At 69.5% G+C, this 11697-nt stretch carries 12 protein-coding genes; all 12 read right to left on the reverse strand.

Annotated elements, in window-relative coordinates; translation table 11 throughout:
* Nucleotides 1-52 precede the first annotated feature (52 nt).
* A complete protein-coding gene (locus ACOV8S_RS14285; RefSeq protein ID WP_448318187.1) occupies nucleotides 53-508 on the reverse strand; it encodes a DUF2550 domain-containing protein in 456 nt (151 codons plus the stop codon).
* A 174-nt stretch (nucleotides 509-682) separates the two neighbouring features.
* Nucleotides 683-1057 (reverse strand): F0F1 ATP synthase subunit epsilon, encoded by a 375-nt coding sequence (locus tag ACOV8S_RS14290; protein ID WP_351111774.1) that lies wholly within the window; start codon nucleotides 1055-1057, stop codon nucleotides 683-685.
* A gap of 174 nt (nucleotides 1058-1231) precedes the next feature.
* Nucleotides 1232-2680 (reverse strand): F0F1 ATP synthase subunit beta, encoded by a 1449-nt coding sequence (gene atpD / locus ACOV8S_RS14295; protein WP_448318188.1) that lies wholly within the window; start codon nucleotides 2678-2680, stop codon nucleotides 1232-1234.
* Complete coding sequence (locus ACOV8S_RS14300; RefSeq protein WP_448318189.1) at nucleotides 2680-3597, reverse strand: F0F1 ATP synthase subunit gamma; 918 nt, start codon at nucleotides 3595-3597, stop codon at nucleotides 2680-2682. The genes atpD and ACOV8S_RS14300 overlap by 1 nt, the downstream gene beginning before the upstream one ends.
* Before the next feature lie 21 nt (nucleotides 3598-3618).
* The gene (gene atpA / locus ACOV8S_RS14305) at nucleotides 3619-5211 is read right to left on the reverse strand and encodes a F0F1 ATP synthase subunit alpha (RefSeq protein ID WP_448318190.1); all 1593 of its coding nucleotides are present in this window, start codon (nucleotides 5209-5211) and stop codon (nucleotides 3619-3621) included.
* 145 nt (nucleotides 5212-5356) lie between these two features.
* Nucleotides 5357-6172: a F0F1 ATP synthase subunit delta gene (locus ACOV8S_RS14310; protein ID WP_448318191.1), complete on the reverse strand. Its 816-nt coding sequence runs from the start codon at nucleotides 6170-6172 to the stop codon at nucleotides 5357-5359.
* Entirely contained in the window at nucleotides 6169-6714 is a 546-nt protein-coding gene (locus ACOV8S_RS14315) for a F0F1 ATP synthase subunit B (protein WP_351111764.1), read from the reverse strand. Before ACOV8S_RS14315 ends, ACOV8S_RS14310 begins: the two co-directional genes overlap by 4 nt.
* Before the next feature lie 41 nt (nucleotides 6715-6755).
* Nucleotides 6756-6983: an ATP synthase F0 subunit C gene (gene atpE, locus ACOV8S_RS14320; protein ID WP_108954361.1), complete on the reverse strand. Its 228-nt coding sequence runs from the start codon at nucleotides 6981-6983 to the stop codon at nucleotides 6756-6758.
* Between the two features lie 79 nt (nucleotides 6984-7062).
* Nucleotides 7063-7884 (reverse strand): F0F1 ATP synthase subunit A, encoded by an 822-nt coding sequence (atpB, locus tag ACOV8S_RS14325; RefSeq protein WP_351111762.1) that lies wholly within the window; start codon nucleotides 7882-7884, stop codon nucleotides 7063-7065.
* A gap of 225 nt (nucleotides 7885-8109) precedes the next feature.
* Nucleotides 8110-8547 (reverse strand): hypothetical protein, encoded by a 438-nt coding sequence (locus ACOV8S_RS14330; protein ID WP_448318192.1) that lies wholly within the window; start codon nucleotides 8545-8547, stop codon nucleotides 8110-8112.
* Nucleotides 8548-8901: 354 nt separating this feature from the next.
* Nucleotides 8902-10329, reverse strand: coding sequence for an MraY family glycosyltransferase (locus ACOV8S_RS14335; protein ID WP_448318193.1), 1428 nt, complete (start codon nucleotides 10327-10329; stop codon nucleotides 8902-8904).
* 90 nt (nucleotides 10330-10419) lie between these two features.
* Nucleotides 10420-11664 carry a serine hydroxymethyltransferase gene (locus ACOV8S_RS14340; RefSeq protein ID WP_448318194.1) on the reverse strand — a complete coding sequence of 415 codons (1245 nt, stop codon included), beginning with the start codon at nucleotides 11662-11664 and terminating at the stop codon, nucleotides 10420-10422.
* Between the last annotated feature and the right edge of the window lie 33 nt (nucleotides 11665-11697).

An 11697-nucleotide genomic window follows, 5' to 3' on the forward strand; every position in this document is an offset into this window, starting at 1 on the left:
AGCGGGGGCCGCCCCCAGGCGGCCCCCGCTCGACATTCGCGTCACGCGACGCCTACGCGACGTTGACCCTCTGCCCCGGCGGCGCCGCCTCCAGCCACGCCAGGAACCCCGTCAACGCGTCGTCCGTCATCGCCAGCTCCAGCCGCGTGCCCCGGTGGACGCACACCAGCACCACCGCGTTCAGCAGCAGCGCCAGTTCCTCCTCGCCCTCCGGCAGCCGCCGGCCGACCACCTCGATGGCGGACCGCTCCAGCAGCCGGCGCGGCCGCGGCGAGTACGAGAAGACCCGGTACCAGGCGATGCTGTCGCCGCTGTACCGGGCCACCCCGTACGCCCAGCCCTTGCCGTCGCCCTCGCCGCCCTCGGACGGCGCGGGGGCCTCCCAGCGCAGGCTGCAGTCGAAGGTGCCCCCCGACCGCTGGATCAGCCGGCGTCGCATCCCGAAGGCGAACAGTCCCACCCCCGCGAGCACGACCAGCGTCCCGATCACAGTCAGAGCGAGGATCATCGGCACCGACCTCCTCGTCTCCTAGAACTGGGAACCTGTCAACTGGCAAAGATGAAAACCGGTAACGCGGGAACCGTCTCCGGATTCACCTCAGCCGCGGCCGGTTCCGGAGTGTTCCGGAACCGGCCGCGGCTGAGTCACGCGCGTGCACAGCGCGCGCCGGGCGCGCCGGGGTCAGCGGGCCGACACCGCCCGCAGGCGGACGTCGGCGCGGCGCTCGGCGGAGGCGTCGGCGTCCGACTTCGCGCGCTCCAGCGCCCGCTCCGCGCGCTGGACGTCGATCTCGTCCGACAGCTCGGCGATCTCGGCCAGCAGCGACAGCTTGTTGTCCGCGAAGGAGATGAAACCGCCGTGGACCGCTGCCACGACCGTCTCACCGCCGACCGTACGGATGGTCACGGGGCCCGACTCCAGCACACCGAGCAGCGGCTGGTGACCGGGCATGACGCCGATGTCGCCGGAGGTGGTGCGCGCCACGACCAGGGTGGCCTCGCCGGACCAGACCTGGCGGTCGGCAGCGACCAGCTCGACGTGCAGCTCAGCAGCCAAGGGTGGCTCCTCGGGTCACCACCCGGCGGTATGCCGGGTGTTGGGTCAAAGTCTAGACCCGTCCGAAGACGGGGGTCCCGGGAACGTCGTCCCGGAGGGGAAGCGGGGAGGAGGCGGAGGGCCCGCCCGAAGACGGGCCCTCCTCACCTCAACCGGCTCTCAGAACCCAGGGGTTCAGGAGACGCCCAGCTCCTTGGCGTTGGCCTTGAGGTCCTCGAGGCCACCGCACATGAAGAACGCCTGCTCCGGGAAGTGGTCGAACTCACCGTCACAGATCGCGTTGAACGCCGTGATCGACTCGTCCAGCGGCACGTCCGAACCGTCCACGCCGGTGAACTGCTTGGCGACGTGGGTGTTCTGGGACAGGAAGCGCTCCACGCGACGGGCACGGTGGACGACGAGCTTGTCCTCCTCGCCGAGCTCGTCGATACCGAGGATCGCGATGATGTCCTGGAGGTCCTTGTACTTCTGCAGGATCCCCTTGACGCGCATGGCCGTGTTGTAGTGGTCCGCCGCGATGTAGCGGGGGTCCAGGATCCGGGACGTGGAGTCCAGCGGGTCCACGGCCGGGTAGATGCCCTTCTCGGAGATCGGACGGGAGAGAACCGTCGTCGCGTCGAGGTGGGCGAAGGTGGTGGCCGGGGCCGGGTCGGTCAGGTCGTCCGCGGGGACGTAGATCGCCTGCATCGAGGTGATCGAGTGACCACGGGTCGAGGTGATGCGCTCCTGGAGGAGACCCATCTCGTCGGCCAGGTTCGGCTGGTAGCCCACCGCGGAGGGCATACGGCCGAGCAGGGTCGACACCTCGGAACCGGCCTGGGTGAAGCGGAAGATGTTGTCGATGAAGAACAGCACGTCCTGCTTCTGCACATCGCGGAAGTACTCCGCCATGGTCAGACCGGCCAGGGCCACGCGCAGACGGGTGCCCGGCGGCTCGTCCATCTGACCGAAGACCAGGGCGGTCTTGTCGATGACGCCGGAGTCCGACATCTCCTCGATCAGGTCGTTGCCCTCACGGGTGCGCTCGCCGACACCGGCGAACACGGAGACACCGTCGTGGTTGTTGGCGACGCGGTAGATCATCTCCTGGATGAGCACCGTCTTGCCGACGCCGGCGCCGCCGAACAGACCGATCTTGCCGCCCTTGACGTACGGGGTCAGCAGGTCGATGACCTTGACGCCGGTCTCGAACATCTCGGTCTTCGACTCGAGCTCGTCGAAGTTCGGCGCCTGGCGGTGGATGGTCCAGCGCTCACCGGTGTAGGACTCGTCGGAGTTCAGCACCTCACCGAGGGTGTTGAACACCTTGCCCTTGGTGAAGTCGCCGACCGGGACGGTGATGCCCGTGCCCGTGTCGGTCACCGGGGCCTGGCGGACCAGACCGTCGGTGGGCTGCATGGAGATGGCGCGGACCAGGCCGTCGCCCAGGTGCTGGGCGACCTCGAGGGTCAGCGTCTTCTTCGCGCCGGCGTTGGCCGGGTCGGCCACCTCGACGTGAAGGGCGTTGTAGATCTCCGGCATCGCGTCGACGGGGAACTCCACGTCGACGACCGGGCCGATGACCCGCGCGACGCGGCCGGAGGCCACGCCCGCGCCAGCGGTCGGCTCAACAGTGGTGGTCATTAGTTGTCACTCCCCGCGGTCGCGTCGGCCAGGGCGCCTGCGCCACCGACGATCTCGCTGATTTCCTGGGTGATTTCGGCCTGGCGGGCCGCGTTGGCAAGCCGGGAGAGCGTCTCGATGAGCTCTCCGGCGTTGTCGGTGGCCGACTTCATCGCACGCCGGGTGGCGGCGTGCTTCGAAGCGGCCGACTGCAGCAGCGCGTTGTAGATACGGCTCTCGACGTACCGCGGCAGCAGCGCGTCGAGGACGTCCTCCGCGGACGGCTCGAAGTCGTACAGCGGAAGGATCTCGCCCTTGGCGGGGAGCTCCTCCGCGACCTCTTCGAGCTTGAGCGGAAGCAGCTGAGCCTGGATGGCGGTCTGCGTCATCATCGACACGAACTCGGTGTAGACGATGTGGAGCTCGTCCACACCACCCTCCGCCGTCTCCGTCTCGATCGCCTCGATCAGCGGCGCCGCGACCAGCTTGGCGTCCGCGTACGTCGGCTCGTCGGTGAAGCCCGTCCACTGTCCCGCGACCTTGCGCTCGCGGAAGTTGTAGTGGGCCAGACCACGCCGGCCGACGATGTACGTGTCGACCTGCTTGCCCGCGGCCTCGAGCTTCTCGGTGAGCTGCTCCGCCGCCTTGATGGCGTTGGAGTTGAACGCGCCGGCCAGACCGCGGTCGCTCGAGAGGAGCAGGACCGCGGCACGGGTCGGGTTGTCCGCCTCCGTGGTCAGCGGGTGGCGCGTGTTCGAGCCGGTGCCCACCGCCGTGACCGCGCGGGTGAGCTCGGTCGCGTACGGCGTGGAGGCCGCCACCTTGCGCTGCGCCTTGACGACACGCGAGGCGGCGATCATCTCCATCGCCTTGGTGATCTTCTTGGTCGCGGTGACGGATCGGATGCGACGCTTGTAGACCCGGAGCTGAGCTCCCATGAGTCAGGTCCCTTCCTTACGTCACTTGGAGACGGAAACCGGAGCGTCCTCGCCGAGCAGCTTGCCGTCCGACGTCGTGAACGTCTTCTTGAACGCGGCGATGGCGTCGGCGACGGCCGTCAGGGTGTCGTCCGACATCTTGCCGCCCTCGCGGATCGACAGGAGCAGGCCCGACTCGTTCTGACGCAGGTACGCCAGCAGCTCCGACTCGAAGCGGCGGATGTCCTGGACCGGGACCTCGTCCATCTTGCCGGTGGTGCCGGCCCAGACGGAGACGACCTGGTCCTCGGTGGCCATCGGCTGGTACTGAGCCTGCTTGAGCAGCTCGACCATGCGCTGACCGCGCTCCAGCTGCGCCTTCGACGCGGCGTCCAGGTCGGAACCGAAGGCGGCGAACGCCTCGAGCTCACGGAACTGGGCCAGGTCGACACGCAGACGGCCGGAGACCTGCTTCATCGCCTTGTGCTGCGCGGAACCACCGACTCGGGAGACGGAGATACCGACGTTCAGCGCGGGGCGCTGACCGGCGTTGAAGAGGTCCGACTCCAGGAAGCACTGGCCGTCGGTGATGGAGATGACGTTGGTCGGGATGAACGCCGAGACGTCGTTGGCCTTGGTCTCGACGATCGGCAGACCCGTCATCGAACCGGCGCCCATGTCGTCGGAGAGCTTGGCGCAGCGCTCCAGCAGACGCGAGTGCAGGTAGAAGACGTCACCCGGGTAGGCCTCGCGGCCCGGCGGACGACGCAGCAGCAGCGACACGGCGCGGTAGGCGTCGGCCTGCTTCGACAGGTCGTCGAAGATGATCAGGACGTGCTTGCCCTGGTACATCCAGTGCTGACCGATGGCCGAACCGGTGTACGGCGCCAGGTACTTGAAGCCGGCCGGGTCGGACGCCGGGGCGGCGACGATGGTCGTGTACTCCAGAGCGCCGTTCTCCTCCAGCGCGCGGCGGACCGACGCGATGGTGGAGCCCTTCTGGCCGATGGCGACGTAGATGCAGCGGACCTGCTTCTTCGGGTCGCCCGTCTTCCAGTTGGCCTTCTGGTTGATGATCGTGTCGACGGCCAGGGCGGTCTTGCCGGTCTGGCGGTCACCGATGATCAGCTGACGCTGACCACGGCCGACGGGGGTCATCGCGTCGACGGCCTTGTAGCCGGTCTCCATCGGCTCGTGCACCGACTTGCGCTGCATGACCGTGGGGGCCTGCAGCTCGAGGGCGCGGCGGCCCTCGGTCGCGATCTCGCCGAGGCCGTCGATGGGGTTGCCGAGGGGGTCGACCACGCGGCCGAGGTAACCCTCGCCCACGGCGACCGACAGGACCTCTCCGGTGCGGTGCACCGGCTGGCCCTCCTCGATGCCGCTGAACTCGCCGAGGACGATGGCACCGATCTCGCGCTCCTCGAGGTTGAGGGCGAGGCCGAGGGTGCCGTCCTCGAACTTCAGCAGTTCGTTGGCCATGGCCGAGGGAAGACCCTCGACCTTCGCGATGCCGTCGCCGGCAAGGGTGACCGTACCGACCTCCTCGCGCGAGGCCGCGTCCGGCTTGTACGACTGGACAAAGTTCTCCAGCGCGTCCCGGATCTCCTCCGGCCGGATCGTGAGCTCCGCCATCTGGGTTCCCTGCTCTCCTTGTTGGGCCCGAAGTTTCTTGGGGGAATCTGGGGGGCTCCCCCAGAAACTTTGCATCCTCTGCACGGCCCAACCAGGGCCGTAAATACGTACTGCTTGCTGTGTTCGGCTCGCTGTCGCGACCCGGTCAGCCCGCGAGGCGCCGGTTGGCGTCCTCGATGCGGTCCACGACCGAGCCGTTGATGACCTCGTCGCCGACCTGCACCCGGATCCCGCCGAGGACCGCGGGGTCCACGTCGAGGTTGAGGTGCATGGCGCGGCCGTAGAGCTTGACCAGCGCGGCGCTGAGGCGCTGCTTCTGGATCTCGCTCAGCGGCACCGCGGAGGTGACCACGGCGACCATCCGGTTACGGCGGCCGGCGGCGAGCTTGGCGAGGGACTCGAGTCCCGCCTCCAGGCTACGTCCACGCGGCGCGGTCACCAGACGGATCACCAGGCGCTCGGTGGCGGCGTTGGCTCGGCCGCCGAGCAGCCTGCTCAGCAGACCGCTCTTGGCCGCGGCGCTCGCCGACCGGTCGGTCAGCGCGGCGCGCAGGCCGGCGTTCGAGGCGACGATCCGGCCGAACCGGAACAGCTCGTCCTCGACGTCGTCCAGGGCGCCGGCCTTCTGGGCCGCCGTGAGGTCGGCGAGGTTCGCCAGCTCCTCCACCGCGTCCACCAGGTGGCGCGGGGCGGACCAGCGGGACCGGACCATGCCCGACACCAGGTCGGTGGCCGGACCGCCGATCTGGGTGCCCAGCAGACGCTGGACCAGGTCGGCCTTGGCCTCTCCGGACTGCGCCGGGTCGGTGAGGACCCGACGCAGCGACACCTCGCGGTCGAGCAGCGCGGTGACGGCGGCCAGCTCGTCGGCGAGCCGCGCCGCGTCGACGGACGTGGAGTCCGTCAGCGCGTCGAGTCGCTCACGGGCGGCGACCAGGGCCTCGCGGCTCGCTCCGTTCATCGCGCGGCCTCGGCCTTCTCCTCGAGCTCGCCGAGGAAGCGGTCGATGACGCGGCTCTGACGGGCGTGGTCCTCGAGGGACTCGCCCACGAGCTTGCCGGCCAGGTCGGTGGCAAGCTTGCCGACGTCCTGGCGCAGCGCGGTCGCGGCGGCCTTGCGGTCGGCCTCGATCTGCGCGTGACCGGCGGCGATGATCTCCTCGCGCTGGCGCTGGCCCTCCGCACGCATCTCGGCGATGAGCGCGGCACCCTGCTCCTGCGCCTCCGAGCGCAGGCGCGCGGCCTCGTGGCGGGCCTCGGCGAGCTGAGCCTTGTACTGCTCGAGCACGCTGTTGGCCTCGGTCTGAGCGGCCTCGGCCTTCTCGATACCGCCCTCGATGGCCTCGCGGCGCTCTTCCAGAACCTTGTTGATGTTCGGGAGGAGCTTCCAGGCGAAGACGGCGAAGACGATGACGAAGGCGATCAGGCCGATGACAAGCTCGGGGACCGGCGGCACGAGGGGGTTCTGGACCTCCTCGGACGCGATCGTGAGCAGCTGGCTCATGTCAATGCCTTTCGTCTAGTCGGCTGGTGGGGATCGTTAGATCACTGGCCGTAGACGAACGGCATGACCAGACCGATGAGGGCGAGCGCCTCACAGAAGGCGAAGCCGAGGATCTGGTTGGCACGGATCAGGCCGGCGGCCTCGGGCTGGCGGGCCAGCGCCTGGGTGCCGTTACCGAAGATGATGCCGACGCCGACGCCGGGGCCGATGGCGGCGAGGCCGTAGCCGATGGAGGCGACAGAACCGGTAACTGCGGCAAGAGTGGACATGCCAGTTCTTCCTTTTCTCAACGGACCGGTGGGGGTTGGCCACCGGACGACTGGGGGTCGGGTCCTACGGGCGTGAGACTCAGTGGTGCTCTGCGAGCGCGCCCTGGATGAAGGTGCAGGTCAGCAGCACGAAGACGTACGCCTGCAGGGCCTGGATGAACAGCTCGAAGACCGTCATCACGATGACCATGATGAAGCTGACGCCGGCGTAGGCGATGCCGATGCCGTTCAGCAGGTACCAGCTGGCGATCGTGAAGAGCACCAGAAGCGTGTGGCCCGCGAACATGTTCGCGAACAGTCGCACCGCGTGGGTGAAGGGGCGGACCAGCAGGTTCGAGAAGAACTCGATCAGCATGGCCAGCGGCAGAACCGGGCCGAGGTCCTTGTTGTAACCGGTGATGTTCTTCCAGCCGCCGACGAAGCCGTGGCGCTTGAAGGTCAGGCTCACCCACAGGACGTAGACGATGAGCGCCAGGACCGCCGGGTAGGCGATGATCGCCGTCACCGGGAACTGGGCGAGCGGGATGACCGACCAGAGGTTCATCATCCAGATGAAGAAGAACATCGAGACGACCAGGGGGACGTACTTCTCGCCCTCCTTGCGCCCGAGGGTCTCGTAGACCACACCGCGGCGGATGAAGTCGTAGCCGAACTCGGCCACCATCTGCAGCTTGCCGGGAACCATCTTCGGCTTGCGGAAGGCGGCCCAGAAGAAGCCGATCACGATGACCGAACCCAGGAGGGCGAGGAGCATCGACTTGTTGAAGTACAGGTTGCTGTCCGCGTCGCCCCACAGGGGCTCGAACAGGAACGAGTGCAGGCCCGGAGCCGGGAAGCCACAGCCATCGAAGATGTGGCAGTCGGTCTCGAAGGCGAGCACCTGCGTCGGGTCAGCACTCACCGCGGGCTCCTTCAGCGTGGCGCATAGGTACGGCAACCTCGTTGTGTCGGCGCGGCACGAGGCCGCTGTTCGGCACGGGACTGGTCTTACGGATGTGGGGGCGGCCGGGGGGCATCAAGCCTCGCGTTCGAGCAGGCGTCAGCTCGCATGCCCGCGCCCGCGATGCCGCAGTCGGCAACGGACGATAGCAGGAACGCTCAGCTGAGATTCCCGCGCCCCCACCCCTCACGACGAGCGCCCCGTCTTCTGCGTCTTCTCGTTCTCGGTCGACTCGGGTTCGACGTACAGGATCTTGGCCTTCATGTGCGCCCGTGCCTGCGCGGCGACCCAGGTGATGGTGCCGACGACCAGCGAGATCGCGAAGGTCTTGGGGTGGAACAGCGACGTGTCCTTGAACACGGCCACGAAGAAGAACAGCAACAGGATCTGTGCCGTGTAGAGCATCAGCCCCATGGCCTGGAACAGGTGCGGAAGCGACCTCGCGACGCGCTGCAGTACGTAGAGCCCGATCCCCATGAAGAGGATGACCACCAGCGTCCCGACGACGGCGCCGAGAGCACCCTTGCCGCCGGCGACCAGCCCGCTGACGACGGCGACGATCGCGCCGACGGCGGCCGTGGGCACGGCGGTGTGGGTGAGCATCCGAACGTCGTTGGACGGCATGGCGGCAACTCCGCTTGCTGAGGGGGGCAGGGTGTCGTCATGGACGAGCGTAGACCCGGGGTGTGAGAGAGAACCTGGGGCCGGGAGACCGTCGCACCTGGCGGCCGGGAGGCCGCCGTACGCGCTGGTCCGGCTCCGGTCCGGGCTACTCGTGAACGCTATCACAAACTATTTGATGAGGTCTTTACCTACTTCGTGTGCCTGCTGTCACACGAGGGGGCTAAGCGGCGCGCCAGTAACGATTCGCCGCACCTCTTGCCTGGTATAGGGGCGATTTGCCCACCCAAGCACTCCCCAAGAGCGTCCCTCGGGCGGGTCAAGCTCTAGGAGGATTCTTACCTTGCGGTCCGGAGGTCAGGGGCGGCGGAAGCGGGTGCGGTGCCCGACCGCGGAGGCGCCGTTGGCGACCCGGGCCGCGCCGACCGCCACCGGCTCGCGGTCCTGGCCGTCCGCGGGCTCCTGCGGCCCCTCGGGCTCCCCGGCGCCCGCCTGCCCGCCGGGCTCACGGGCGGCGTCGTGCGCGCCCGCGGGCCGCCGCTCGGCCTCGTGGCCCGGTGCGTGCTCCTCCACGACGTCCTGGGAGCCCGCGTCGGCCTCGTCGGCCGGCTCGCCCCGGGTCCGCCGGTAGCGCGGCGGCAGCAGCGCCTCGGCCCAGCGCGGGGCGCGCGGCGTGAAGCGCGGCATCAGCAGCAGCACCAGGCCCAGGGCGCTGAGCAGGGCGACGCTCAGCACGATCCACATCGACGCCGCGGTCACCGAGTACGACAGCGCGCCGAAGGCGATCAGCCCGCACCAGAAGTACATGATCAGCACGGCCCGGCTGTGCGAGTGGCCGATCTCCAGCAGCCGGTGGTGCAGGTGGCCGCGGTCCGCGGCGAACGGCGACTGGCCGCGCCAGGTACGGCGCACGATGGCCAGCACCAGGTCGGCGGCGGGGATCGCGATGATGGTCAGCGGCAGCAGCAGCGGGATGTAGACCGGCACGGTCGCGTGCACCGCGCTGCGCTCGCCGCCGGCGAACAGGCTCATCGCGTCCGGGTCGATCTGGCCGGTGATGGAGATGGCCCCGGCCGCCAGGACCAGGCCGATGAGCATCGACCCGGAGTCCCCCATGAAGATCCGCGCCGGGTGCATGTTGTGCGGCAGGAATCCCACGCACATGCCGATCAGGATGGCGGCGAACAGGGTGGCCGGGGCGGCCGCCTCGATGCCGTAGCCGTACCAGATCCGGTAGCCGTACAGGAAGAACGCCAGCGAGGCGATGGCCACCATGCCGGACGACAAGCCGTCGAGGCCGTCGACGAAGTTCACCGCGTTGATGGTGATCACCACCAGTGCCACGGTCAGCAGGGTGCCCTGCCAGGAGGTGAGCGCCACCATGCCGACGCCCGGCACGGGCAGCCACAGGATGGTGAGGCCCTGCATGACCATCACGCCGGCCGCGATCATCTGGGCGCCCAGCTTGATCAGCGCGTCCAGCTCGAACTTGTCGTCCAGCACGCCGATGATCCAGATCAGCGCCGCGCCGGAGAGCAGCGCCCGCGGCTCGTTGGACCGCTCGAAGACCTGGCCGAGATTGGTCAGCTGCGAGGCGACCAGCAGTCCCGCGCACATGCCGAAGAACATCGCGATGCCGCCCAGCCGAGGGGTGGGTTCACGGTGCACGTCACGCGCCCGCACCTCGGGCATGGCGCCTGCCACGATCGCGAACTTCCGCACCGGACCCGTCAGGAGGTACGTCACCGCGGCCGTGATGCAGAGCGTCAGCAGGTATTCACGCACGGGCTTCCCCACAGATCTCGCTGGCCAACTCCGACCCCACCCTAGCGAGGGACGGTCACAAGTGATGACTTCCGGGTGGCCGCGACGGTTTCACCCCTGGGGGTCGGGGTACGGCGGCGGGAAGGCCTCGGCCAGCTCGCGTGCCCCGGCGCGCGCCCCGTCGACGTCACCGCGCAGGGCCCGCCCCACCAGGGACGCGATGGTCCGCGCCTCCTCCTCCCCCATCCCGAGAGTCGTCACGGCAGCCGTACCCAGGCGGATACCCCGGCTGTCGTGCGGCAGTGCGGATGTGTCGAGAACCATGCCGGCGGCGCCCAGCAGATCACGGGCGGCCCGGCCGTCGAGTCCGCCGAGCGGTGCCGGGTCGGCAGTGATCAGGTGGGTGTCGGTGCCGCCGGTGGTGACGTGCAGCCCCTCCGCGGCGAGCTGCTCCGCCAGGGCGCGGGCGTTGGCGACCGTGCGGTGCGCGTAGCGCGCGTACTCCGGGGTGGCCGCCTCCCCGAAGGCCACCGCCTTCGCGGCGACCACGTTCATCGGCGCCCCGCCCTGCGTGAAGGGGAAGACCGCCCGGTCGATCCGCTCGGCCAGCTCCTCGGTGCACAGCAGCATCCCGCCGCGCGGGCCGCGCAGCACCTTGTGCGTGGTCGCGCAGACCACGTCCGCGTACGGCACCGGGCTGGGCGCGGCGCCGCCCGCCACCAGGCCGATGGGGTGCGCGGCGTCGACGATCAGGTAGGCGCCGGCCTCGTCGGCGATCTCCCGGAACGCGGCGTGGTCGATGTGCCGCGGGTACGCGATCGACCCGCAGACCACGGCCTTCGGCTTCGTCGCCCGGGCCAGTGCCCGCACCTGCTCGTAGTCCAGCAGGCCCGACTCGGCGTCGACGCCGTAGCCGGTGAAGCGGAACCAGCGGCCGGAGAAGTTGGCGGGCGACCCGTGGGTGAGGTGGCCGCCGTGGGCGAGGCCGAGGGCGAGCACCGGGTCCCCGGGACGCAGGAGGGCGGCGTACGCGGCCAGCACGGCGGCGGAGCCGGAGTGGGGCTGCACGTTCACGTGCGCGGCCTCGAAGAGGTCCTGGGCCCGCTCCACCGCCGTCCGCTCGGCCAGGTCGGCGTAGGCGCAGCCGCCGTGGAAGCGGTTGCCGGGGTAGCCCTCGGCGTACTTGTCCGCGAGAGGGGAGGCGAGGGCCTCAAGCACGGCGGGCGAGGTGTAGTTCTCGGCGGCGATCAGCTGGAGCGTGGTGTGGCGGCGGTGGGCCTCGGCCGCCAGGATCCCCGCGACCTCGGGGTCCCGCTCCCTCAGCGTCCGCCCCTGCCTCCCGACGACGGTCCCCATCCGTCCCACCTCCTCCGAACACCCCCTCCAGCC

The organism is Streptomyces sp. CO7 (assembly GCF_053474865.1).